Here is a 24,396-nt window from a genome sequence, read left to right on the forward strand (position 1 = left end):
AGCGCACCGCCTTTGAGTCACAAGCCGGTGTGTTGCCGAGCCCGCACCGGGGACGTTTGGTGAGCCTGGGCGACAAGCTCTGCCTTTATTGCTTCCTCCTGACCCCGGCAAGTCGACGGCTGAAAAGTAACGCCCCTCTAGCAGGATGATTGGGCAGCGGCCCTCTTCGGAGGCCATGGTTCGCCATGCCCGGCCCTCACTGCGCACTGATTGGGGCCTTACGTCCCGGGTTGCAGACGAAGCCGGTACTAAGCTCTGGAGCATGAATGCCCCGAAGACCTTCCCTGACGCCTCGTCAGAGTCACCTGTGCACCCGTCCCCAGCCCGGCGGGCCGGCCTCACCGCCCGGGCGGCTTTCGCATGTGCCCTCGTCGCTGTGGTGCTCACTTGGTTCACCTCATTCGCCGCACCTCTGGCCGCGCAGCAGGCGGCGGCCCGAGGGGACTACGGCAATATCTTTACGTTTTGGGCCGTCGCCTGGGGTATCGTGCTCACCTTGGACCTTGCGGCTCTGATCCTTGGAGCCAGGGCCGCACGGCAGCCCGCGGGGAAGGTTCTCTCTGGTGCCGCGATCGGTATCGGCGCGACAGGCGCGCTCGGTGTCCTGGTGCATAACCTCGTGACGTTCCAGATCATGCGTCTGCTCCAGTGAGAGTCCGTTTGGGTTGAGCTTGTACTCGGAGTCCGCTCTGCAACGAACGTCACGAGCTATCGCGGTAACAGCTGAGTGCCGTCTGCCTGATGTAAGGATCTAAAGCGCTGGGAGAATTCGTTTATGATGCAGACGGTCAATAGCACCGAACACAACGGCATTCAGTCCTATTGGCTCGATAAGCCGGGGCTGTGTACGGGCGTGCTGGTGTTCGGCCTTGGATTACGTGATGAACCAGCTCCATTGGCCGGTATCACGCATCTGGTCGAACATCTCGTCCTGCGCCAGGTGCAACCGGTTACGGTGCAGCACGGGGGCACGGTTGATACGAACACGACCGAGTTCCATGCTTCCGGAAAGCCCGAGGCCGTTGCCGCTTTCCTCAATGCCCTCGCCGAAGTCATCAGGAACTTCTCTACGCTGTCGGAGAAGGACCTTATTCTGGAGAAGGCCATTATCCAGGCAGAGAACCCGCGCAGTTTCCACCAGGTGTCGGCGGGGCTGCTGACCTACCGATTCGGCCCGCGCGGGTCAGGGATTGGCCAGTTCGGTGCACCCGGAACCATCGGGATCAGCTTGAATGAGACCATCGATTGGGTCAAGAGATGGTTCACGTGGGCCAACGCCGCACTGACTTTCACCGGACCCATCCCAGATTCCGTGGACGTCCGGCTTCCACCCGGCGTGCCTGTAGTCAGAGACCAGCCGGCCCCGGTCATCACCGCGCCAACCTTGGTCAAATCGCTATTGCCGCGTCCGGCTTCAGCCAGGCCGCCATAGACTGCGCCCGCCAGGCGTACGAGGCGGAGAACGCCTGGGATGACACGGTCCCGGTGAGCTATCTGGACCAGGTGGCCCACGACGGCTTCTTCGGGAGAACCACCCCTGCCCGGCAGGAGCTGCTCGACCGTGCAACGAGGATGACTTCGGCTGACCTGACAGCGCTGTTGAAAGCCAGCCTGCAGTCCCTCATCGTCGCCGTCGACCGCGCCGTGAAACTCCGAAAGAAAGACACCAGAAATCTCGGACTGGCGGTCGATCCATATGAAATATGGCGGGCCGACTACGGGGAACCGCGGCAAGCCGACACTACAGGCACGGAGAACAGGGAATGGCGCAGCAAGACCACGAGGACCCGCCTGCAGCTCACCGACACCCACCTCGTCAAACATCGGTCAGGCAGCTCCAAGGCCATCAAGCTCGCCGACGTCGCCCTCGTCGGGGACCGCAGCTGCGGCTGCATCGCGCTGATGGACTGCCGGGGACGAAGCACCGACCTCGACGTCAGTCAATGGAAAAACAGCAATAACCTTCGTACTGTCCTGCTACAAGCCTTTCCACCGATGATCGTCCGTCCCTTCCCCGAAGAGTGACAGTCCAAGGCACCGTCGCCTTCGGCGAATCCGAGACCCGCAGGCGCGGGAGCGCTTCACTCAGGGGGCCTGGACCGGCGCAGCCAGGTCATTCCAGCGGCAGCGGTGTCAGCTCCGGGAACACGGCATCGACGTCGGGCTCCTTCCATCGTTTGCCTGCGGGTTCGTCGACGTCGAAGACGCCGGGATGGTCCGGGTAGTCGTCCCAGATTTTCCTGCCGGTGAGGTGCGTGTAGGTGTCGGAGGCGACGTAGGAGAGAAGTTCGGCCTCGGCGACCTCTTCCTGGTTGGTCAGGCGTCCGTCTGCCAGCGCAGACGGGTCATCCCGGACAGCCTGGTAGTAATCCGGGCCCTGGGCGACGACCCAGCTGCGGAAATCCGTGAAGCAGTCGTCACCGCAGAGTGTCAGCAGCACGAAGGCCGCGCCCCAGAGATCCCAGGAATACAGCTCCTGGTTGTGGCGGACGAACTCAGCGTCGAACGCGGCGACTTCCACGGCGGAAAGCTCCGACAGGCATTCTTTCAGCTCAGTCGCCTGCCTCTGAGTGCTTCCGTCCGAGGCCGCGCGCGTTCTTTCGATAATGTCCCAGAAGCCGCCGTCCTCGATGGTGGCGACGCCGCCGCAGGGTGCAGGCGCCGCCACCTCCTCACCGGGGCCGCAGCCGGCAATTGTGAACACGGCCACCAGCAGCGGCAGCGTCCAGGTTTTCGCCCTCATGCCGCGGTGCATCTCTTCAGTGACAGGTACTGATTCCTCTTCGATGCCACAGCTTCCCGTAGGGTGGCCGAATCCGTTTTGTCGGTCATGCCCGCATGATTTCACGTCCCGGCGCCGATTCCCTGCAACAACCTGTGGGTCCCCTCGGTCTCCCCCCAACAAACCATTCGCAATGCCCGGCCACGTCCCATACAGCCACGCGACGTCACACATGCCGGGCACCCATCACACGAACCTCTTCCACTGTCCTTCGGAAATTACCTCGACGGAGCCCTCGACGACCTTGATCGCTGTCTGTTCGTCGATGGCGTAGGCAGGGACACCTATGTCGGCGGCCCACCGCTCTGCGTGGGCCAGGGAGTTGCTCGGGAAAGCGTTCAGGTGCGGAAAGATCGAAAAATCCACCACCCCCAGAGTCCGGTCATCCGGAGCGGACGGCCACTCGACGAAATATTCCCCGATCCGCGGCGTCATCACCATGCTTCCGGCACTCACCCCCACCCACACCGTGTCGGGAAGTGACGGGAGCAGCCCGGCCACTCCGGACTCCCGCATCCAATGGGACAGGTACGTCGCGTCGCCGCCGTCGACCAAGAGCACATCGGTCTCCCGAAGCCACGGGACCCACCGATCCGCGCCAATGGTGGGCAGCGCAGTGAGCTCGAGAACGCCGAGCGACGCCCAGCCCAAGCCGGACAAATGACGGAAGTCGTGCTCGGCGGCCAGGAGGTTCCGCACCGATGCCGGTCCGCACATCGGGTGACCCCACTGCGCTGTCGGGACGATCAGGGCGCGGCACTGGGCCACCGGCTTGTCGAGAAGCTGCACGAGCGCAGAGTGAATGCTCGGGTTCGTCACGCCGCCTGAGGTAAGCAAGAGCTTCAACGTGCCTCCAGGATCCCGCGTGGATGGTGGATGTGCCCGAAGCCGTGGAAACGGGCTGGAACTCACCGACAGATCCGGTAAGCACGCCGTCTGGTGCTCGGCCTTTCAATAGGTACACACCCAGTCAAACTTTGTCCACAGTTCGACGTGGACGCAGACCTCAGGTTGGTCTGTCCCTTCCGGAATGCTTTATATGTCTGTTCGACGCGCGCCCTGCGCGGTTCACGCCGCCATCGAGCGGGTGGTTACGCTGGGTGGATGGCGACAGTTATTCTTGTGCGGCACGGCCGCACCACAGCCAATGCCACTGGGCTGCTGGCCGGTCGGGCCGACGGCGTCTGCCTGGACCAGATCGGGCGTGATCAGGCGGCCCTGACCGGCGACCGGCTCGCGGCCGTGCCCGTAGTCGGGGTGGTGTCGAGCCCTTTGGAGCGTTGTCGGCAGACCGCCCGGTTCATCCTCGATCGCCAAGCCGGCTCGCCGTACGCGCCGATCGATCTCGATCTCACCGAGTGCGATTACGGCGAGTGGCAGGGCCGGAAGCTCAGTGATCTCGCGGCCGAGGATTTGTGGCCGGTTGTGCAGTCGCAACCGTCCGCCGTCGTCTTTCCCGGCGGTGAATCCCTGGCCGCGATGCAGGCACGGTCTGTGGCAGCGATTCGACGCCACGATGCAGCCTTCGAGGCCGAGCACGGGCCAGGGGCCGTGTGGGTTGCGGTCAGTCACGGTGACATCATCAAGTCAATCCTCGCCGACGCGCTCGGCATGCACCTTGACCTGTTCCAGCGTATCAACGTGGGCCCAGCGTCCGTATCGATCGTTCACTACGGCGCTAGTCGGCCAAGCGTCTACGCGACCAACACCGACGCCGGTGATCTCTCGTGGCTGGCGGACGGCATCGGCTCTGCCGAAGCACCGGTGGGCGGCGGTGCGGGGCAAAAGGCGCCATGAACCTCATGACCTAAGATTGTGAGATGCCTACACGTGTTCACGAGTTCGCCTGGCCTGATCGGGTCGTCGTTGGCACCATTGGCCTTCCGGGGGCGCGGACGTTCTATCTCCAGGTGCGTTCGGGGACGCAGATCGTGAGCATTGCCCTGGAGAAGCAGCAGTCGGCCCTGCTCGCGGAGAAGATCGACGAATTTCTCGACCAGCTCATCACCGTGGAGGGCAACCCCTTCAGCGTTCCCACGAGTACTCCCATTGAACTTGTCGACGATGACCAACTCGAGGCCGTTCCGGAGCAGTTTCGCACCGGCTCCATGAGCTTAGGCTGGGACCCGACGACGGCCCAGGTCGTCATCGAGGCCTACCCCATCACCGACGCCGATGCCGACGACGACGAATCGCCTGATGAGGGCGACGCTGAGGCGGCCGAAATGCTGCTGGTGCGAATGCCGGTCGGCACCGCCCGCGCATTCGCCAAGCGCACCCGCGAGGTCGTGGCCGCCGGACGTCCGACGTGCCCGCTTTGCGGTTACCCCATAGACGCCGACGGGCACATTTGCCCCCTTCCCGAGGCCTGATGCCAGCGCCGGACCTGGTGACCGCCGAACTGGAGCTCACCGGCCGCATCACGACTGCTTCAAACGCGACATTTTTGGGCAGCATCGGCGACGTGGTGGTCGTCTATAAGCCGATAGCAGGCGAAAGTCCGCTGTGGGATTTTCCCCACGGCACCCTGGCCCACCGGGAGGTGGCCGCCTACCTGGTCTCGCAGGCCTTCGGCTGGGACGTCGTGCCGCACACCTGGCTCCGCGATGGTCCACTGGGGGAAGGAATGGTGCAGCTCTGGCAGGAGCAAGACTCCGCCCAAAGCGCCGTGAACCTGGTCGCCGCTGACCGGGTGCCGGAGACGGGCTGGAAACACGTTCTCAAGGGTCGTGATGAGAGCGGACAGATGGTCGCCCTCGTTCACGAAGACTCGCCGGCGCTCAGACGCATGGCGGTTTTCGACATCGTCGTCAACAACGCCGACCGCAAAGGCGACCACATTCTTGCCATGACGGGCGGACACCGGCACGGCGTGGACCATGGGCTCACCTTTCACCGTGACCACAAGCTGCGCACGGTGCTGTGGGGATGGTTGGGAGACGCTCTGACCGCCGAGGAGCGCGACGGCATAGATCGTGTCAGCGAGGGACTGCACGGTGGGCTGGGCCGAAACCTGGCGGAGTTGCTCAGCGCCGAAGAAATCGCTTCGCTCGCGGAGCGCTGCGCCCGGTTGCGCTTGGCACAGCGGTTTCCGGCTCCGAGCGGTGAGATGTCTGCGGTGCCCTGGCCGCTGTTCTAAGGGGATTGGGGCTACGGGCTTCGCGGGCTGTGCGACGTTGAGCCGTCCTCTGGGCCTGACCTGTGCGACCGACCTCATCGGCGGTTTCCAAGCCTGGGCAGTACTGTGCAGCAGTCCGACTAAATATCTTGCCCGCGCTGGAGCCATCGAGGATACGAAATCTCAGGACGACTTCATCCCTGCGTGTCAGGGCGTCGTACCGTGGCGCAGGCCGAGATGACGCGGCAGAATTCGCACAACATGCATACCAACGGGGCGGTGCACACCTGGCCGCTGGAGGGTGCGGCGGGTTAGGTCTGCGGTTAGCCCTGCGCGCCTGCCACGGTTGCCTTGGCTTCCGGCCGGCTGCTGTTAGAACCGTCTACCTCTGCTTCCCCTTCCGGTCGGACGGGGAAGACTACGTCCCGCAGATAACGCAGCACCACAATTCCCACCGCTGTTGTTGGTACCGATAGGAAAGCTCCGACGATGCCGAACAGGGTGCCGCCGACTGTTACCGAGGCCAGCACCACGGCCGGGTGGATCTTCAGCTTAGTTCCCACCAGGAACGGCTGCAGCAGGTTGCTCTCCAGTTGCTGGACCACAATCACCACGCCGAGCACGATCAGGGCCGTGACCCAGCCGTGGGAGATCAGCGCGATCAGGGCGGCGAGCAAACCTGTTGCCACCGCACCGACGACCGGGATGAAGGCCGCGATAAAGATCAGGATGGTCAGCGGCAAGGCGAGCGGAATGCCCAGGATGAAAAGGGCGGCGCCGATGAAGACAGCATCGACCAGGGCGACGGCGGCCTGCGCCGCGATGTAGCCGGACAGAGTCTGCCAGGCCCGGGAGGTCACGGCGGCGGCGTGCACGTAGACCTTGGCGTCCGTCCATCGGCTGGTCCAGGCGAGGAAGCGGTCGCCGTCTTTGAGGCAGAAGAACGTGAAGACCAGGACCAGCACAAAGATGATGGTGCCCGAAGTGATGGCCCCCAGTCCGGTGGTGATCCCGGAGGCGATGTCTCCGGCGTGCTCGCGGATCTGGGATACCGCGCTGTCCACCAGGGAATTCAGGTCCGCGTTTTCAAGATTGAACGGTGGCCCGGCCAGGAACTGGGTGATCTGCCCGAGGTTTTCGCGTGCCTTCCCGGCCAGCCCCGCGGTTCCCGAGGCCAGCGACGGAATTACCAGTATCAGCACTCCGACGACGGCAGCCAGCGCAGCGAGCACGGTGACAAAGGCCGCCAGCGCCTTGGGCATGAGGCGGCGGGCCAGGCGGTTCACCGGCCACAGGATGCTGGCCAGCAGCAGGGCCAGGATCGTCGGGAAAACCACCGACCACAGCGAACGGACCAGCCACCAGGCCAGCACTAAACCGATAGCGATGACAACGGCCCGTCCAGTCCACAGAGCAGTGCGGTCAACGCCGGCGGCGAAAATCCCGCGCGGTTCCTGCGGCTTCACTCCGGGTCCGGTGGCGGATTCCACCGCCTCGGGATCAGCCTTGAGAGTGCTCGACACCGAGCGAGCGGTCGATGCCTGACGCTTCGGAATAAATCGCATGCTTCCTATCCTGCCCCACTTGGGCAACTGATCCCGCGCCCACACCACAGGAAGACCCCGGTATTAGCTAACCTCTGCTTCGCCGCGACAGAGCCGCGACGGGACGTTGGCGTAGCGAACCTCGACCCGCCGGATTCTTTTTTCGGGAACAGGCGCTCGGGCCGGGGGTCGAGGGTTCCCTTTTGGGTTATTGCTGGCGACGTCCATGCCGCAGATTCAACTTGGCAGGCATCGTGCGTGGACCGTTCCGATGTGCAGGTCTGGGTTACTGGACGGATGGCGCCTACGCGGGCCCGTGGTCTGGCGTCCGCTGCCGTCCAGATGATCGTCGAAACGGCAGGCGACGCACTTGGGCTGCACCGGGGTGCTGTGGAAGGCGGCTGCCGGCAGATCGGGATGGCTCCGCGGTACTTGAAGATTGCCGGGAAATGGCATGACCACGACCTACGGGGTGCGTCTCCGGGACTGGCTAGTGCTGTCCCTCTTAGGTAGCGCGCGCCGCCGCAGGAGCACCGACATGGCGACAATAAAGAAAAGGATGTACAGCCATGCGGGGATTAGCCGCGCCCAGACGGGGACGGATACGAGGATCAGAATCAGATTCGCCACTGTCAGCCCGAGTAGACAGATCGCAAAGGGCCACCACAGGGGGTCCGGCTTCCATGTCGCCATGCCCCGAGCCTAAACCTGAGGAGGAGGGAGGGGTACCTCCTTCGGCCGGCTATGGTCCCGTCCGCCTGCATAGCCATCGCGAAAGCGTGCCGGCACTCCCTACAGCACAGCAAACCATGATGACACCGAGGATTATTGCGGCATGCCGAGCAGCCTTCGCCTCGACTGCTGCGCCTAGCCGCTAAGAACACGTGTTCTTAGCGGCTATCGCAAAAGGTCCGAGGGAGATCAGGAACTACACGTTGAATCTAAATTCAACCACGTTCCGTAACCGAATAACCTCTGGCGCGGCCATAGGCAAGTCTTCATGTGGCTAATGTTCCGCTCGCTCCCCACGGAGTTCGTCGAACTTTCCGCTTCGCGATATGAATTACCAATCCGATGCTTGTCCAGAACCTAACAAAGGCCAACCAGTAGCATTTCTGTACGAACAGGAGGCGGGTGTGGCCGTCACAGCGAGCGAAGCCCGGCGCAACCTTGACAGTTTCATTGACGAGTCCACCTCGACCGCACCGCAGTAGAGATTGTGTCAAAGCGTGGGTCCGCGGTCTTGACGTCGAAAGCCGAGTACGACTCGTTGATGGAAACAAGCTACCTGCTGGCGTCGCCCAGGAACGCGCACCGTCTCATGTCGGCTCTGAAATCCGCCCGCGCGGCCGATACCGAGCGCAGGCGATGACCCAGTTAGGCCATGGTTCACGATTCCCGGCCCTGAGTGCGGATTGACTGGAGCCCTTTGGTTCCGGGATTGATACTAGGCCGACACTAGACTCCGGAGTATGAGCAATCCGCAGACTTTCCCTGATGCCTCGTCAGACTCACCCACACAACCGGTTTCGACCCGGCCGCGCGCTGAAGTGACCACGCGGGTGGTATTCGCGTGCGCGCTGGTCGCGGTCGTGTTCACCTGATTCACCACATTCGCCGCGCCCTTGGCCGCGCAGCAGGCGGCGGCCCGTGGGGACTACGGCAACCTTTTCACGTTCTGGACCATCGCCTGGGGCATTGTGCTCGTCCTCGATCTCTTAGCCCTTGTCCTTGGAACCAGAGGCGCACGGCAGCCCACAGGGAAGGTGCCCTCAGGTGCCGCGATCGGTATCGGCGCGACAGGCGTGCTCGGTGTCCTGGTGTACAACCTCGTGACATTCCAAGTCATGCCCTTCATCAGCTGAGAGCAGGCCCAGTCTCCAACGGTCTCGACGCGTCCGACATGCGGTTCTCGGCGCGGGCCAACAGTCCAACAGGTGGGCGGCTCCATGGCAAATAACGCCGGAGACTTACGTGGCCGGCTCGACCATTTGAAATCTACGGTCGCCGCAATCACCTTGACTACACGCGGCGGGGCGCACTCGATGCCATCTCGCCCCAGTTCATGGCGACGTAGAGGGCCGGGACCCCGCCGTTGAGGGCGTCGGCACGATGTTGTGGTTGAGGCGGAACAGGTTCTGCGGGTCGAAGCGGTTTTTCAGGGCCACCAGCCGGTCGTACGTTTTCGGCCCGTAGGCCTGGCGCGCGGCGTCGGTGGCGTCGTAACCGACTTCTGCACCGAGGAAGTTGACGTATTGGCCGTGCTCGGCAAGCGGCTGCATATTGGCGTAGGCCTTCCGGGCGAACCCGCTGAGCCGCTCGTCCTCCGCTGGGTCCTTCCAGAAGCCGTAGACATTCAGCCAGTACTTCGCCGAACGGTTGGGAAACGCTGTCGCATCCTCGGGCACACGTCCGAAGGCCCCTTGCATGTGGTGGATGTCGATCCCCGTTCCGAACCACGTCACCTCGGAGGCGAAGCCGACCAGGACATCGACGGCCTCTTCATCCAGTCTGGAGAATGACACGTTCTTCCAGTACCCCCGGGCTCCCTTGGGAAAGAGGCTGTCCATGGCGGACTGCCACTCCAGCCAGGCCGCGGGCCCCACTTCCTCCTCGTCCGGGAGTGCCGCTTCCCGCAGCTGCCCAATCAACTCGAGCCCTGGCTGATGGTTCTCGGAGGCCCAGGCAAAGCCGATGATCATCCACGGCTCCTCCCCCATCTCGAAGTCGGGCGGCAGCACCAGGATCGAGATGATCGGGTTCATCTCATCGGGCAGGTCCTGGGTCCAGCGATCAAAGGCCTGCAGGGCGTCCCTCCAACGCTCCGGGCGGTAGAAGAAATTTCCCCCCAGTACGGCAGCCGGCAACGGACGGGCCCGGAAGGTGAAAGATGAGACCACTCCGAAGTTCCCGCCCCCACCGCGCAGGCCCCAGAACAGCTCGGGGTTTTGCTCCTCGCTGACCTGCAAGTGCTCGCCTGTGGCGGTGACGACGTCGGCGGAGACAAGGTTGTCCAAGCTCAGCCCGTTGGACCGGGTCAGCCAGCCCACACCGCCACCAAGGGTCAGCCCGGCGACCCCGGTCGCGCTGATCACCCCGAGCGGGACGGCAAGTCCGTGCGGAACAGTGGCATGGTCGACGTCCGCCAAAGTCGCACCGGGTCCGACGGTCACAAGCCGCTGCCCTGCTTCGACCTCCACACCGCGCAACTGGCCCAAATCCAGCACCAGGCCGCATTCGACCGTGCCATGGCCGGCGATGTTATGGCCGCCCCCGCGCACAGCCAGCGGCAGCCCGGTGCTCCGCGCCATGTCCAGGACGTGGTCGATGTCAGCAACCGTGCCCGCCCGGATAACCGCCCGCGGGTGCACGTCGATCATCCCGTTCCACACTGCTCGGGCCTCGTCAAAGAGCGGATCCTGCGGTTCAACCACCGACCCGGCCAGATGGCTGCGCAGCTCCTGCAGGGCGCGGTCGGTTTCGCCGTCCTGGTCGCCATGATCCATTGTGTTCATTGGTCTGTTGCTTCCCTGACGCGGGGGTTTGACGTCCCTTAATCCAGCAGTGGATTAAAATTCGCCGGTGCCGGCGATGCCCGGGCGGTACCTGCCCAGGACGCGCCCTGAGGTGTTCCGGCCCGGGAATACGGTCCAGCCGACAATGCACTGGAACAGCGCGTGGTGGCCTCAAGTATAGATTCGCCCGAGTCACCGGACAACAGACCCACCGGAGTGCCTGCTTTTCAAGGAAGAGCGAATTGGCCGATCTTCCCTGAAGACCCTGACATGGAGCACCCCTCCGCCCTACTCAGACAAGCTGAGGGTGGTCCGGGAAGCCGCCGTCCGCCGTCATCATGCAGGAAACGACAACCCCTAGGCAGCCCGGTCAGAGCGGGAGTAGCATACCGAAATGGATCACCCGGGAGATGCCGGGCAAGGGCTGGCGCCGCCACTGCCAGGGACCGCCCAGCGGGCAACCGCACTAGCCTGGAGGGTCGTATGGGACAGCATGTGAAGGCCGGGGAGCTGGAGACCTGGACGGAGCAGGTCGGCCAGGGCCCCGACGTGCTGCTGATCGGCGGGCTCGGGGACACAGTGGAGTCCTGGCAGTTCCAGCTGGACGGGCTGGCGGACCGTTACCGGATTACGGCTTTCGACAACCGCGGGGCTGGCCGGACGGCCATGCCCCAGGGGCAGCCGACCGTGGAGGCGATGGCTGACGACGCTGCCGCGGTGCTGCACTCGTTGGGAGTCTCCTCGGCCCATGTGGCCGGGTTCTCCGGCGGCAGCATCATTGCCCAGGAGCTCGCGCTGCGCCACCCCGAAGCCGTCCGCAGCATGGTGCTGCAAAGCACGTGGTCAGCGATGGACGACTTCATGAAGACGATGATCCGGGCCTTCCACTGGCAAGCCGAGCTGGCGCCCAGCGAGCGTGACTTCCTGGAGGGGTTCTTCATCTGGGTCTACACCGCCAGGGCCCACAATGACGGGACGGTCGACCGGTTCATCGAGGACGCCATGGCCTTCCCGCACAAGCAGAGCACGGAGGACTTCCTCGCGTTCGCCGATGCCTGCGCGCGGCACGTAACGGCCGGCAGACTGAACGCCATTCAGGTTCCAGTACTGGTGCTCGCCGGCGGCGCCGACAGGATGAGCCGCCCTGAGCTCGGTAAGGCGGTGGCCGATGAGATCCCCGGAGCCCGGTTCGAGGTAATGGAGGAGGAAGCGCACCAGCCCTTCCAAGAGGTCCCGGACGCCTGGAACGCGCGGGTGGATGAGTTCTGGCAGGAGGCGGAGAGGCTCCACTCGGGTACGACGTCGAGCTAACCCCGGCACCCGATGTCCTTCTAAGTGTCGGAACGCCGGGCAGCAGCGTCTGCCATTCCGGGATCCCCGGTTCAAGGACTGTTGGCCAGTGACTCGCTTTCGGCCCGAGGCCTCGCTCTCCGTCTAGGCGGATCGCCCCGCCAACCAGGCGAAAGCAACCACCAAAAATGAGTATTTTCCCGAATTGTTGAATCCGCCAGCGCCTGGGCCAACAGGTCCGCGGCGCGGACGAGCCGCGGACCCAGCCTGGGCGAACCGGAGCGGATAACGGCGGCGACTCGCTATTATGTACCCCTCAACGGGTCTTAGCCTTTGCCAAGGGTAGAGCGAGCATAAGGGAACTCTCTATGTACAACCCTTCTCGCAGGCGCTGCGTTCGACCAGCCCTTTTGCATGTTTACGGGCTGCTGCGCCCGGCCCAGGCCGCCATCAGGAGTCCTGTCAGCACCGCCGCCCCGGCAAAGCCTTCCGACGAGGTCCAGTCAGTGGACGGCTTGGTCAGTGCGACCGTAATGACCAAGCAGGAGAGCAGGAACTCAGTGCCAGCCCGCACCGGCTGCCCCCGATAGACAGGAGATGCGATGAAAAGTGTCAGCGGCACCCACCGCACCGCGGTGAGCAGGAGGGGCCGAAGATCGGATAGAACCCGGACATAACGAAGAACAGCCAGGATGCGGCCAGGGTCGGCACGAACAGGGACAGTTTAACGGCCTGCCGTTTCCTTGATGCTGAGCGCCCCTTTCTTCATCAGGTCCGCTTTCCCAGGTTTGGTCGGGTCTTAGGAGCGGGTGAATGCCAGTATGCCGGCTGCCATTCTGGTTGCCGCTCCGTGCTGGACGATGTGCGGCTTGCCCTGTATTTCCAGGAAGCGGCCGTGCGCAGCGATGGCTGCCAGTTTTTGGCACCAGGACCGGGGCGCAACCGGATCGCGTGAGCCGCGGACTACCAGAACGGGCTGGGCGATCCGGCTCACCCTCGCTTCCAGATCGTAGGACATCATCACCGGAAGTTCGGTCAGGTACCAGCGTATGCCGGAGCGCACGTAGTCGGTGAATACGATGGCATTGCCCGCCGGGCTTTCCGTGAGCGAGTTGGCCCCCAGGGCGAGGGCTTGGAGTAAGACGCTTCGGCGTGCTGAATCGACAACGGGGCCGATCAGCACAACGTGCGAGACCAGGTCAGGCCGTATCAGGGCAAGTTCGGTGGCGAACTGCGTTCCCATGGAATGCCCGACCACCACGACCGGTCCGGTGCCCAGCTCAACGAGGGTGCCCGCGATGACAGCAGCATACTCTGCGACGGAAATCTGCCGGTCCGGCTTCGCGGCAGCACCGAATCCCGGTAGGTCGAAGGAATGGACTTCTCCGTGTCCCGCCAAGATCCGCTGCAGCCTGCGGTAGTAGCGGTGGGACATGCCGATACCGTGCAGCAACACGAAAACAGGGTTTCCCGACGTGGCGTGCGGCCCGGCCAGAGAGTAAACATGGGCGTCCCAACGGCCGGTGGTCACGATCCTTGCCGTTATTTTCGCGTCCGCGTCCCCACCCGGGGTTCCGCGCCTGCCGCGGCTTCCAGCAGCGGCTGGAGTTTCTGCGCTTTCGGGATCCATCAGCTCACCTTACGGGAAGGAGCAGACCGGGCCGGCAGATCGGACACCACTTATTCCCGGACCTACCGTACCTAAACCTTTGAAGCTATCCAATACGGAATCTTAACGGGGCCTCCGACAACGGGAGGGAGGATGAAAGCGGCGCTGGAGCCAAGCAGTCGGCTTCAGCGCTTGACCCTGCTGCCCTGCAGCGCTCGGGCTTGCCCGGTAGCCCTGGACACTTCACGTTCGCTATCACGGCCGGTCCAGGTCATCGGGACCGCGGAGTACTCGGGGCCGCGAAGGTTCACCCACCAGGCAAGCCGCGCAGACTCAGGCGCGTCCGCGGGTAGCGGGACGGCCTAAGCAACGTGTTTAGCCGAGAATCGGCAGGGCCGAGGGTGCGCTCTCGACCTTGACGAAGGTGCCGGCGTCTACGGACTTCACTTCACCGTCGATCTGATAGGGCAGGGGCTTGAGCGTGGTGAACTCGTAGCTGCTTACGCTGGGCTGGTCCCCGAGCCCCTGGGTGGTGGCGCGCAGGGCCTTCAGCAGGACCCGCCACTTGGACATGTGCGGGAAAATGATCACTTCGAATTTTCCATCCGAGAGCTTGTCGTCGGCCTCGCTGAGCGTGGCGTACTTCGCCATCTCGGCAATGTTAGCGAAGACGATGCTGTCGAACTTCCGGCGCTTGCCGTCGCTCTGGAGGATTGCGAAGGGCTGAAACTTCGAAAATGTCCGCACCACGGAGACCATCTCCTTGAGGGCGCCTTTGCTCCCCTTTTCCAGATCGATCGCCATCACCGGCGTCAGACCGAATCCGACATAGGAGTGCGCGTATTCATCCGGAGCGTCCGGCCCTTGGCCGGTGTGGATGCGCAGCAGGTCGATGTGCCGCACCCGGCCCTGGGCGATCGCTTCTGCCAGCGGCATCGTGCCCGTGGTCCGCCGGTGATCATTCGCGTTTCCAGCCGCCATCACAGCACACACCGCGTTAGGGTTGCCGGACTGCATGACACCGTTGACCACTTCGTTGTACCCGCCGTCACCGCTGACGGACACGATGAGCACGTCGCGGCCTCCGGCAGCCGCCTCACGCGCCAGCGTGACGGCATGGCCCGCATGCCCCGTTGGCTGCAGCCTGATATCCGGGGCATAGGACAACAGCTCCCTCAACCCGTCGCACAACTGCTCCGCCAACTTCGGTGCATCACCGGTGCTGTTGGGATTGAAGATGATGACAATCGATTCAAAGCTCCGTGCAGAATCCATCACGCACTCCAGTAAAAACTAGTGGATGCCCACCGTGCACCGACCCCGTCGAAAATACAAGGCCAGCCCCGGAATCCGCCTCGCCGCCCGGACAGCTGCCATGGTCCCACTTCATCATGAACAGGCCACGCAGGCCTAGAATCAGCACCGTTTAGCCGCCAAGCGGAGAACGCCGGCAACGGCGCTTCTGTCCTTGGACATTCAGCCCTGTCCAAGCCTGCCGGGACATTTCCATGGCCCCGTCCGCACCACATGGTTATCAGCACCCGAATCGCCCTCGGCCGCGGACCTGTGATTCGAATTGAGCAGCTCCGCGCAGTGAACTTTTAAGTACACCGGCGCCCTTGGCGGCGCAGCCAAAAAACCTCCACCGCCGTGACCAACAGCAAGGACTCACATACGCGGTCGAGTCGGTGCCGAGCGCTGGGGCCAACGACATACCCTTGAAATTGACGACCAAAGTAGCTCATCATTGCGCTTGGAACGACCGACCGATCAGCAGGCAAAGCGAGGAAAACGGTGAAGCAGCGTCACATCTCCGACGACGGCGGCGTGACCTGCCAACGCAGTCCAGATCCCGACGATTCCCCCGGGGCTCTTACGATCGACCAACTACTCCTTGAGAGCCGCATCGGGCTCGAGCGTGTTCACGCTTCGGATCTTGAGCGGGAGATGGCCGTGGGCGCCCTTGTTGTTGACACACGGCCGGTCGATCAGCGAGAACGCGACGGTGATCTTCAGGGAGCGGTCGTCATTGACCGAAACGTTCTCGAGTGGCGGCTCGACCCTTCCAGCCCCCACCGGCTCCCGATCGCTGACGACCCCGCTCGACGGATCGTGGTCGTCTGCAATGAGGGCTACAGCTCCAGCCTCGCTGCCCACACCCTGCAACGGCTGGGACTGACCCGTGCGACCGACCTTATCGGCGGTTTCCAAGCCTGGGCAGCACTGCGCAAGCAGTCCGACTAATTAACCTGCCTGCGCTCGCGGCATCGAAGATACGAAATCTCAGGACTTCATCCCTGTGTGTCAGGGCGGCGTACCGTCTCCTCGCCCAAGGTTGGCCGGCGCCGAGGTCCGGCCGCAGATAGCGCAGCGGCCGATGCATCGATTGGTCTTCGATGACTAGCTGTGAACAGGCTCGCCGACGACGAAACCCCTACATGGGCAATGGCCGCGGGTCAGAGGACCTTCTTCACCACGGTGGACTTCAGTTGCATCCGCCCAAACCCGGGAACGGTCGCATCAATGTCGTGATCGCCCACGCCATCCTCAATGAGTCGAATGCCGCGCACCTTCGTGCCGACCTTCACGACACCGCCACCCGCGCCCTTGACCTTAAGGTCCTTAACGATCGTGACCGTGTCACCATCGGCGAGCACATTGCCAACGGCATCCTTGATCAAAGCGGTCTCGGGCGTGGTCTCGGGCGTGGTCTCGGCCGAGTCTTTCGGCCATTCATGGCCGCACATCGGGCACACCAGCAAGGGGCCCTGCTCGTAGGTGAACGCCTCGTGACACTCCGGGCAAAGCGGCAGACCGTCAGACATTGAAGCGAAATTCAACCACGTTCCGTAGCCGAATAACCTTTGACCAGCGCTGGCCATAGACTGTGTATGCATCTCGCAGGGTCGGCTTCACCGCGGCTGGCGCATCGCCGACGAAGGCGTCCAGGCATCCGCGGCCAATCACTGCCTCGACCCTCCCCGAAGACGGGCCGCGATCGGTCGCGCTCAGGGAGGGGTGAGAAGGCGCTCACTCGATGCTCAGTCGACCACCGAACGGACGATCGCCGCGATACGCTTCTCCGTATCCTCGTCCACGGTCTCGAAATACCACGCGGCCGGCATCAATTGCCCATCAACGCCGCCTGCGGCTCGGAAGGGCGCCTTCTCGGTGATCGCGAGATTCAACCGTTCGTCGTTGCGCAGCGTCACGAGCGCGGGAGTGCTCGCCGACTTCGCGTAGGCGGGCATTCCGTACCAAATCCGCGGCTTCAGAACGGGTGCCGCAGCCATGATTGTGTCATGCACACTCTGCATGACCGAACGCCGCGGCTCGTCCATCTTCGAGATCTTGTCGATAACCTGCGTCAGGTTCTTCTCGTCCTTCGATGACATGTCACGTCCTTTCGTCAGCCGATATCGGCATCGGCGGAATGAAGTTGGCGCATTATTGCGCCGCACCCCATCCGGACATGTCCTGAACGTTCAGGCCTCTCCTCGATGATTCACGTGGTTGCCACGTGGAAGTGCGTTCGGTGGCTCGTACCACCGCAATCAGGGTACCTGACATGCAGACGGAGTACACCGCCGATTCTGCAAAATTCGTCACACGTTAAACCGGAACTCCACCACGTTCCGTAAAAGAATAACCTCACCTACGTGCGTGTTTGCGCGAGGGGTTTCCAGTCTTCGGTCTGCAGACTTCACCAAAGTTCGCTTCGCAGCAGTCCGAAGCTCCACCACGACAACCAGTCGTGGCGGCGCTTCGTCCTTGCCTCTCGAGGAAATAACCGCTCAAATTGGGAGGATTGGCCCATGACAACACTAATCCCCTCCGAACTTGTGGAAGCTCTCGACGGCGAAGCTAGGTGCCCGGCGAACAGCCGCGGGCGTCTCGCCGGCGCCGGTGTCTGTCACGCTGCGGACGGGCCGGAGCCGTTCACGTCCCTGCCCCTGAAAGCATCGGCCGGCATACGGATTCGCGCCTCCGCACGGGACCCGCAATGGACGCGGACGAACGGCAGCCCCGGCATGCGGGCTGACGGCGCGACTCCGGGCGGTAGCGCCGCAGCCCCGGGCGGCAGCGGTGGCAGAACCGCGCCGTCCGGCAAAACGGCCGGACGGTAGCGGCCTGCGGATCAGGAGGCGGTCAGGCCGCCGTCGATGACGTGCTCCATGCCGCTGATGTACGACGAGTCGTCGCTGGCCAGGAAGAGGACGAGGTTGGAAACCTCGCTCGGGTCCGCCATGCGGCGCAACGGGACCTGTTCCGCGATGCCGCCGCCGGTCTCGTCGGTCGCGGCCTCCATCATCGGCGTCTTGATGTAGCCCGGGTGCACGGAGTTGACCCTGATGTTGTCGGGGCCGTACTGCTGGGCTACGTGTTTGGTCATGCCGCGCACAGCGAACTTGCTGCCCACATACGCAAGGTTCGGCGCGCCGATGACGGAGACCATGCCGGCGGTCGAGGAGATATTGACAATGGATCCGCCGCCAGCCTTCTGCATCAGCGGAAGGACGGTCTTCATGCCGTAGAACTGTGAATTCTGGTTGACCGCGATCACCTTGAGGTACTCCTCTTCGTCCAAGTCCACGGTGGGGGAAATGGGGCCGAGGATACCGGCATTGTTGACCAGGATGTTCACGGCACCTAAGGCCTGTTCGGTTTCCGCCACGACTCTCTGCCAGTCGGCCAGTGAGGTGACATCGTGGCGCAGGAAGAGCACGCTTTCGCCCAGTTCCTGCGCGACCTGACGCCCGCGTTCCTCATTTACGTCGGTGAACGCCACCCGGGCACCCTCGGCCACGAAACGCCTGACATGGGATTCGCCCATGCCCTGCGCCGCGCCGGTGATGATGGCAACCTTGCCGTCCAGTTTTCCCATGATTCGGTCCTCCTCATATCGCTGCGCAGCGGTCTGTGCTGCGTCGGCCGCGGCGGCATGCCTGCATACGCGTTGGCCCTGTACCGCATTCTTTATGCGTATGCATCTAATCTAGCCGTGTTTTGTTGAAGCGTCAACAAAGACGGGTGGCCACGCGTTACTCGCCGAGCCCCTCGCTGGTGCCGGACGGGGCTTGGTCCGCCGTGCTCAGGCAGGGCACCTCACTCTCCCTACAGATCACGCAGCCCGGATCGCGTTCTTCGCCCCCCCGCGAGGTGCGATTCCGGTAAACCTCGTCCGCGCACGGGACGGGTGCTGCTACTCAAAGTGACCCGTTAGACGGCGGGCCATCGCAACACGGAGATGCGAGGACTTATACAAGGAGTTGAATGATCTGCGACTCCCCCAGCCATATCGGTGGCAGTACTTAAAATCGTTCCGTTTTGGGGGTCCCTCAGCGGACATTTGCGCACCTTACCGACTGGTGCAGGATCGCGATCTTGGGACGTGCTTACTGGCGCAAGACCCAGTCCAGCAGCAAGGCGGCGACCACAGCGATGGGAGGCAGAGGAGGGCCAGGGCTTTTCACATTTTATTAGCGCAATGACGCCGAGAACCGCGCCAAGCAATCGGCAAGTCTTCATGTGGCTAATGTTTCAGCTCGCTCCCCACGGAGTTCGTCTCCGCTCCTACGTCACAACGCAAAGTCTCTGCTCAATACCTTGCACGTGCCTATGTTCGCCGAAAACAGGAAGCTCTTGGAGCCGGGCCAGAGGAGCTTCTCTATCTGCCTTGAACCTTCAGCTTGAACGCGCTGGGGAGCTCTCGAGGATTCCTCCGCTGGGCATCACATAACTTCCGGGAGTTTCTGACACTGGGAGCTCTCGGTTCGCCCTTCGCCAATGAGAGGACTGAGTGCTTCACACATAGGGCCAAGAGCCTCTCCCATACGTGCGACTACGTCCCCATTGAACCCTTCATCTCGACCCCATGACCGCAAGGTCGCCAAGAAAGCCCCTTGGACAGCGCCGCCGATGCTCGAGGGAATGACACTCTCTGGATGGGTACCTGTGCGCTCTCCGACGAACTCGGCAACAGTTCGCCCCCAGTCGAACCATCGAATCGACACGCTAGGGCGAAGGGACCGGGTTTGCTCAAGTACCTTGAAACGCCGCCTCCATAGTTGCCGTTCATCTGCAGCTTCCTCTAACGCCTGGAGAACCGCACCCTCTACCGCCGCAAGGACCGGGAGGTTCTCGGACTGGCAGTGCAGGAGTTCGGCTAGACGTACGAGGTGGTCATCGAAGCCAACCCACAGGATGTCGGCCTTTGATGGGAAGTAGCGAAAGAGAGTCGTGCGACCCACGCCGCAGGCCGCGGCGACCTCGGACATCGAAGTCTGATCGAATCCCTTCTCGAGGAACAGCCCTATAGCACATTCCTCAATTTCCGCTGCAGATGAGGCATACGGTCGCCCGCCACGCCCATTTTCGCCTTGTCTCGCCAAGTCCACTTCTCCCACTCATCAGGAATGCCCCCCTTTTTGGTACTGAGTACCATTAGGGTAGTGTCGGACGTCACGTACACCTTACAAACGTTCCATTTACAGCATGGCATGGTGCGAGCCGGGCCGAGACAGCGGCCCTCGTTGCATCGCAGCCAACCCCAACAACCGAGGAGAGATCATGGCGAGGAAGCCAATCGAGACGGTAGAAGACGCGAGACAGCGAGCCAAAAAACGGTTGCCGCGCGCAGTATTCTCTGCACTACTTGCCGGCAACGAGCGCGGTGCCACTTTGGACCAGAACCTCGAAGCCTTCGACAGTATCGGCGTGATCCCGCGTGTAGGTGTTGAGGTTGAGAGTCGGGACTACAGCACCAATTTCATGGGCATCGATATGTCGCTCCCGCTGATCATGAGTCCTGCGGGGGCGCAGGCGATGCACGTCGACGGGGAGGTCCCCGTGGCCAGGGCGACCAGAAAGGCCGGCCTCACCCTCGGGCACAGCAACTTCGCCTCGAGCCGATTCGAAGATGTCATCGCCGAGAACCCGAACGCGATCTATCAGCTGTACTGGACCGGCACACGTGATGACATTGCCGTGCGGATCGGACGGGCGAAGGCATCGGGCGCGAAGGCCCTGATCCTGACGATGGACGCTCTTCCCATCCAGGCCCGAGACTGGGGATCCCCGGCCATGCCAGGGAATCTCAACCTGCCCGAGATGATCAGATTCGCCCCGGTAGCACTCTCCCGGCCCAGGTGGCTCAGCAGCTACCTGCAGCGTGGCCAAGTCCCCGACCTTACCGTGCCGAACTTCGGCGACGGGATCGGCGATGCCCCCACAATGATGGACGCATTTATGCAATGGCTTGATACCCCGCTCCCGAGCTGGGATGACGTTGCGTGGGTGAAGGAGGCTTGGGGCGGACCGTTCATGATCAAGGGAATCTGGCACCCGGACGACGCTCTCCGCGCGATCGACGCCGGTGCGACAGCAATCGGGGTATCCAACCACGGCGGAAACAACCTCGACACGACGCCGTCGGCGCTGCGCGCACTCCCCGCGATCGTCTCGGCGGTCAACGGGCAGGCTCAAGTGTCTTACGACGGTGGGATCCGACGGGGTGGTGACATCGTCAAGGCGCTGGCGCTCGGCGCGGACGTGGTCCTCGCCGGACGAGCTTGGCTGTTTGGGCTGTCCGCCGATGGAGAGCGGGGGGTCACCGAAGTGATCACCGCTTTACGGTCCAGCATGGAGAAGTTCATGCTTGGGTTGGGACACGATAGCATCGACCAAATCAGCAAGGATGACTTGGTAATCCCGGATGGATTCATTCTGGAGAAGTCTGCATTCGAGCGAGTTGCAACTCTCGTTTAGAGTGCGTCTACTAGTGTGAACGAGTCGAACTAATGCGCTGCTGCGTAAGTAGGTTGAGAAGTCTGGTGGACTAAACCAAGGAGACGCTTCCCAGACCGAAATCTGGGAAGCGTCTCCTAAGCGGTTGCAGACACAACCGACTAAACCCATGTCTATTGGGAATGGGCGCAGGTCAGAGGACTTTCTTCACCACACTGGACTTTAGTTGCATCCGCCCAAACCCGGGAACAGTCGCATCAATGTCGTGATCGCCCACGCCGTCCTCAATGAGTCGGATGCCGCGCACCTTCGTGCCGACCTTCACCACACCGCCAGCGGCGCCCTTGACCTTGAGGTCCTTGACGATCGTGACCGTGTCACCATCGGCGAGCACATTGCCAACGGCATCCTTGAGTGAAGCGGTCTCGGGCGTGGTCTCGGCCGAGTCTTTCGGCCATTCATGGCCGCACATCGGGCACACCAGCAAGCGGCCCTGCTCGTAGGTGAACACCTCGTGGCACTCCGGGCAAGCCGGCGGAGCGTCAGACATTAAACCTAAATTCCACCACGTTCCGTAGCCGAATAACCTCTTGGAGCGCCGCCGTCCGCAGGTCTGCCCGTACCTGCAGGCGCCAGAATTCGACGTCAACGATGTTGCCCTGCCCCGGCCAGGCAGGCGGGTCTGATTTTCACCAACTCCACCGACTACAACCTGGCGGGTACATGCCAGCGAGTCGCCGCGTCATATAGCTCTCGCCGTTGTACTACCCAACGGGTTGCTCGGGGCCAAATGTGTTTTCTCCAGGACGGAGCTCTGCTGACGAGGCGTCCTTTCCAGCAGCTGCCCTACTCGCAGGATCGCATCATGTATTGAACCGGTATCGGCCACTGTCAGTTGCTGCAGGACCAAGCCGTCGAGGGCTGCGAAAATTGCGCGCGCCAATGGGCCTGTGTCTTGATAGCCGTGTTTCTGCAGCGCCTGTTGCATCGAGGCGACGTAGTTCTCATAGAGCTTGACCGCTGAGGGGCGGAGTTCTGGTTTTCGCCGGGATTCCAAGATCATTTCGTACTGGAACAGCTGCAGCTCTGGTTCTGACTGGACGAGTTCCACCAGGGCGCGAGCGAAATCCTCATTGACTTCCTCGGTGGCCGATAGATCGCTGAGACGGATGGACCGAGCAGAGGCCCATTCCATAGCCGCTTCCAACAGTGCGCTTCGTGAACCGAAGTAGTGGGAGATCAGCGTGTTGTTCACGCCTGCCCGCTCCGCAACGGCGCGGTAGGTCAGGCCCCGCAGCCCTTTTTCAGCCACGACTCCTACGACGGCGGCCAAGAGGGCTTCCCGCCCGTCACCGTATTTGTGCGCTCGTCCACTGGGCATGAAACGAGTCTATCTACACAAGCGGTCCGATCTCCCAAGAGCCCTCGGCCCAGAAAAGAACTTTTCCAAACCTATTGACGTTCGGAACTAAGCAAGTGCATAGTTGTGGGTGGACGTGCCCCACCTCACACTCACTTGTCGATGCGTTCCGGCATTCTTCATTGAAAGGTCCCGTGATGACCAACCCAAACTCACCCGCTGCCGCCGTTCCGGCAGCGGAACCGTCACTTCACAAGACGCTGCGCTGGCAGGATGCTTTCGCTCTGGCTATGGCCGTCTCCGGCGGATTGTTTGTCTCCTTCGGCGCCACGATGGCCGCCATCGGCGCCCTATCCGCCCTGTTCATCTGGGCACTGGCGGCAGGAATCGGCTGGCTTCAAAACAACCTCTTTGCCGAAATGGCGTCCATGTTCCCGAACAAGCCGGGCGGAGTCCCCGTCTATGCACACGAGGCATGGAAGGAACGTTTCGCGCCCGCCGGTGCGCTGGCCACTTTCGGCTACTGGTTCGGCTGGTCCGCGGTCATTTCAGTCGTTAGCTTCACCGCCGGCGCGATCATCCAGGCGCGTTGGTTCCCGGACCAGACCTGGGTGCTGGACCTCGGCATCGCCCAGATCGGACTGAGCCAACTGATCGGTATCGCCCTGATCCTGGCCATCATGGTCCCGAATCTCTTCGGTGCGCAGCCCGCCGCCTGGGTGAACAAGCTCCTCGGTGCGCTGCTGGTCATTCCGCTGCTGATCTTCGTCGTCTCGCCCATCATCAGCGGTAACTGGCACGTCGAGAACCTCACCTGGGGCCTCGGCGGCGAAGGTGCCGACCACTGGGGCGGCTGGCAGGACGCGATTGTCTGGCTGTATCTGGTGGGCTGGACCGCCTACGGCACCGAAATGTGCGCCTCCTTCACCCCGGAATACAAGTCACGCAAGGACGCCAAGCGCGCCCTGTCCGCGTCGGGTGCCTACACCTTCGCCATGTTCGCCTTGGTTCCGCTGGGCGTTGGAGGATTGATCTCCCGCGAAGACGCGGCGGCCGACGTCGGCGGCGTCTTCGTCAACGCCTTCGCCAGCGTGCTGCCCGCAGGCCCGATGGCTGACATCATGCTGATCATCTCCATCGGCGCGCTGCTCATGGGAGTCAACGCCAGCATGGCCGACGGCTCGCGTGCCCTCTACGGCGCGGCGCTGGACGGGCTGGTTCCCCGGCAGTTCGAGAAGCTCAACAAGCACCAGGTTCCCGCCCGGGCCATCCTTACCGCCGTCGTCATGAACATCCTGCTGATCATCTTCGTCTCCAATCCGATCTCGATCCTGGTCGCCGGCGAACCTCGGCTACCTGCTGGCGATCCTGCTGGCCGTCAGCGGCTTCATCATCCTGCGTAAAGACCACCCCCAGATGCCTCGACCATTCC

The 24,396-nt window shown here is 62.8% G+C and carries 25 protein-coding genes; 13 read left to right on the forward strand and 12 right to left on the reverse strand.

Annotated elements, in window-relative coordinates:
- The first annotated feature begins 262 nt into the window (after nt 1-262).
- From AC5RUP_RS07760 to AC5RUP_RS07770, 3 genes are all read left to right on the forward strand, one after another.
- Nucleotides 263-652 (forward strand): hypothetical protein, encoded by a 390-nt coding sequence (locus AC5RUP_RS07760; protein WP_494158429.1) that lies wholly within the window; start codon nt 263-265, stop codon nt 650-652.
- 123 nt (nt 653-775) lie between these two features.
- Entirely contained in the window at nt 776-1,432 is a 657-nt protein-coding gene (locus AC5RUP_RS07765; protein WP_494153124.1) for a peptidase M16 family protein, read from the forward strand.
- 53 nt (nt 1,433-1,485) lie between these two features.
- Nucleotides 1,486-2,025, forward strand: a complete 540-nt coding sequence (locus AC5RUP_RS07770; protein WP_494131985.1) for a hypothetical protein — start codon at nt 1,486-1,488, stop codon at nt 2,023-2,025.
- An 88-nt stretch (nt 2,026-2,113) separates the two neighbouring features.
- Here the strand turns inward: AC5RUP_RS07770 and AC5RUP_RS07775 are convergent, their stop codons facing one another.
- Together AC5RUP_RS07775 and AC5RUP_RS07780 are read right to left on the reverse strand one after the other, a co-directional pair.
- Nucleotides 2,114-2,743 (reverse strand): DUF4240 domain-containing protein, encoded by a 630-nt coding sequence (locus tag AC5RUP_RS07775; RefSeq protein WP_494153125.1) that lies wholly within the window; start codon nt 2,741-2,743, stop codon nt 2,114-2,116.
- 225 nt (nt 2,744-2,968) lie between these two features.
- Complete coding sequence (locus AC5RUP_RS07780) at nt 2,969-3,628, reverse strand: Type 1 glutamine amidotransferase-like domain-containing protein (protein WP_494153126.1); 660 nt, start codon at nt 3,626-3,628, stop codon at nt 2,969-2,971.
- Nucleotides 3,629-3,886: 258 nt separating this feature from the next.
- On the opposite strand from AC5RUP_RS07780, the gene AC5RUP_RS07785 reads away from it, so the two are divergent.
- From AC5RUP_RS07785 to AC5RUP_RS07795, 3 genes are read left to right on the forward strand one after another with little or no spacing between them, the layout of a single operon-like run.
- Nucleotides 3,887-4,579, forward strand: a complete 693-nt coding sequence (locus AC5RUP_RS07785; protein ID WP_494153127.1) for an MSMEG_4193 family putative phosphomutase — start codon at nt 3,887-3,889, stop codon at nt 4,577-4,579.
- Nucleotides 4,580-4,602: 23 nt separating this feature from the next.
- Nucleotides 4,603-5,154: a DUF3090 domain-containing protein gene (locus AC5RUP_RS07790; RefSeq protein ID WP_494153128.1), complete on the forward strand. Its 552-nt coding sequence runs from the start codon at nt 4,603-4,605 to the stop codon at nt 5,152-5,154.
- The gene (locus AC5RUP_RS07795; RefSeq protein WP_494153129.1) at nt 5,154-5,921 is read left to right on the forward strand and encodes an SCO1664 family protein; all 768 of its coding nucleotides are present in this window, start codon (nt 5,154-5,156) and stop codon (nt 5,919-5,921) included. The genes AC5RUP_RS07790 and AC5RUP_RS07795 overlap by 1 nt, the downstream gene beginning before the upstream one ends.
- Before the next feature lie 302 nt (nt 5,922-6,223).
- Here the strand turns inward: AC5RUP_RS07795 and AC5RUP_RS07800 are convergent, their stop codons facing one another.
- Nucleotides 6,224-7,465, reverse strand: a complete 1,242-nt coding sequence (locus tag AC5RUP_RS07800) for an AI-2E family transporter (RefSeq protein WP_494153130.1) — start codon at nt 7,463-7,465, stop codon at nt 6,224-6,226.
- Nucleotides 7,466-8,663: 1,198 nt separating this feature from the next.
- Between AC5RUP_RS07800 and AC5RUP_RS07805 the strand changes: the two genes are divergently transcribed.
- From AC5RUP_RS07805 to AC5RUP_RS07815, 3 genes are all read left to right on the forward strand, one after another.
- On the forward strand, nt 8,664-8,816 hold the full coding sequence (locus AC5RUP_RS07805) for a type II toxin-antitoxin system Phd/YefM family antitoxin (protein WP_494153131.1): 153 nt from the start codon (nt 8,664-8,666) through the stop codon (nt 8,814-8,816).
- A 100-nt stretch (nt 8,817-8,916) separates the two neighbouring features.
- Complete coding sequence (locus AC5RUP_RS07810; protein WP_494158430.1) at nt 8,917-9,048, forward strand: hypothetical protein; 132 nt, start codon at nt 8,917-8,919, stop codon at nt 9,046-9,048.
- A gap of 21 nt (nt 9,049-9,069) precedes the next feature.
- Nucleotides 9,070-9,309 (forward strand): hypothetical protein, encoded by a 240-nt coding sequence (locus tag AC5RUP_RS07815; protein WP_494049629.1) that lies wholly within the window; start codon nt 9,070-9,072, stop codon nt 9,307-9,309.
- 198 nt (nt 9,310-9,507) lie between these two features.
- On the opposite strand, the gene AC5RUP_RS07820 is transcribed toward AC5RUP_RS07815, so the two are convergent.
- Complete coding sequence (locus tag AC5RUP_RS07820) at nt 9,508-10,959, reverse strand: FAD-binding oxidoreductase (RefSeq protein WP_494153132.1); 1,452 nt, start codon at nt 10,957-10,959, stop codon at nt 9,508-9,510.
- A gap of 483 nt (nt 10,960-11,442) precedes the next feature.
- Here AC5RUP_RS07820 and AC5RUP_RS07825 point away from each other — a divergent pair, with 483 nt between their 5' ends.
- On the forward strand, nt 11,443-12,270 hold the full coding sequence (locus AC5RUP_RS07825) for an alpha/beta fold hydrolase (RefSeq protein ID WP_494153133.1): 828 nt from the start codon (nt 11,443-11,445) through the stop codon (nt 12,268-12,270).
- Between the two features lie 778 nt (nt 12,271-13,048).
- Here the strand turns inward: AC5RUP_RS07825 and AC5RUP_RS07830 are convergent.
- Together AC5RUP_RS07830 and AC5RUP_RS07835 are read right to left on the reverse strand one after the other, a co-directional pair.
- Complete coding sequence (locus AC5RUP_RS07830) at nt 13,049-13,780, reverse strand: alpha/beta fold hydrolase (RefSeq protein ID WP_494153134.1); 732 nt, start codon at nt 13,778-13,780, stop codon at nt 13,049-13,051.
- Between the two features lie 453 nt (nt 13,781-14,233).
- Nucleotides 14,234-15,133, reverse strand: coding sequence for a diacylglycerol/lipid kinase family protein (locus tag AC5RUP_RS07835; protein ID WP_494153135.1), 900 nt, complete (start codon nt 15,131-15,133; stop codon nt 14,234-14,236).
- 519 nt (nt 15,134-15,652) lie between these two features.
- Between AC5RUP_RS07835 and AC5RUP_RS07840 the strand changes: the two genes are divergently transcribed.
- The gene (locus tag AC5RUP_RS07840) at nt 15,653-16,102 is read left to right on the forward strand and encodes a rhodanese-like domain-containing protein (RefSeq protein ID WP_494131997.1); all 450 of its coding nucleotides are present in this window, start codon (nt 15,653-15,655) and stop codon (nt 16,100-16,102) included.
- 212 nt (nt 16,103-16,314) lie between these two features.
- Here the strand turns inward: AC5RUP_RS07840 and AC5RUP_RS07845 are convergent, their stop codons facing one another.
- The 4 genes from AC5RUP_RS07845 to AC5RUP_RS07860 all read right to left on the reverse strand — a co-directional run bounded on the left by AC5RUP_RS07845 (nt 16,315) and on the right by AC5RUP_RS07860 (nt 20,265).
- Entirely contained in the window at nt 16,315-16,683 is a 369-nt protein-coding gene (locus AC5RUP_RS07845; RefSeq protein WP_494153136.1) for a zinc ribbon domain-containing protein YjdM, read from the reverse strand.
- Between the two features lie 216 nt (nt 16,684-16,899).
- Entirely contained in the window at nt 16,900-17,253 is a 354-nt protein-coding gene (locus tag AC5RUP_RS07850) for a DUF1801 domain-containing protein (protein ID WP_494131999.1), read from the reverse strand.
- 743 nt (nt 17,254-17,996) lie between these two features.
- A complete protein-coding gene (locus AC5RUP_RS07855) occupies nt 17,997-18,743 on the reverse strand; it encodes an SDR family NAD(P)-dependent oxidoreductase (protein WP_494153137.1) in 747 nt (248 codons plus the stop codon).
- 847 nt (nt 18,744-19,590) lie between these two features.
- Entirely contained in the window at nt 19,591-20,265 is a 675-nt protein-coding gene (locus tag AC5RUP_RS07860) for an acyl-CoA-like ligand-binding transcription factor (protein WP_494153138.1), read from the reverse strand.
- A gap of 163 nt (nt 20,266-20,428) precedes the next feature.
- On the opposite strand from AC5RUP_RS07860, the gene mftD reads away from it, so the two are divergent.
- The gene (mftD, locus tag AC5RUP_RS07865) at nt 20,429-21,625 is read left to right on the forward strand and encodes a pre-mycofactocin synthase MftD (RefSeq protein ID WP_494153139.1); all 1,197 of its coding nucleotides are present in this window, start codon (nt 20,429-20,431) and stop codon (nt 21,623-21,625) included.
- Nucleotides 21,626-21,797: 172 nt separating this feature from the next.
- Here mftD and AC5RUP_RS07870 read toward each other — a convergent pair whose 3' ends face one another.
- Together AC5RUP_RS07870 and AC5RUP_RS07875 are read right to left on the reverse strand one after the other, a co-directional pair.
- Nucleotides 21,798-22,154, reverse strand: coding sequence for a zinc ribbon domain-containing protein YjdM (locus AC5RUP_RS07870; RefSeq protein ID WP_494153140.1), 357 nt, complete (start codon nt 22,152-22,154; stop codon nt 21,798-21,800).
- A 192-nt stretch (nt 22,155-22,346) separates the two neighbouring features.
- Nucleotides 22,347-22,985: a TetR/AcrR family transcriptional regulator gene (locus AC5RUP_RS07875; protein ID WP_494153141.1), complete on the reverse strand. Its 639-nt coding sequence runs from the start codon at nt 22,983-22,985 to the stop codon at nt 22,347-22,349.
- A gap of 176 nt (nt 22,986-23,161) precedes the next feature.
- Here AC5RUP_RS07875 and AC5RUP_RS07880 point away from each other — a divergent pair, with 176 nt between their 5' ends.
- Nucleotides 23,162-24,367 (forward strand): APC family permease, encoded by a 1,206-nt coding sequence (locus AC5RUP_RS07880; protein WP_494153142.1) that lies wholly within the window; start codon nt 23,162-23,164, stop codon nt 24,365-24,367.
- The last annotated feature ends 29 nt before the right edge of the window (nt 24,368-24,396 follow it).

The sequence above is a fragment of the Arthrobacter sp. Y3223151 genome, assembly GCF_059091125.1.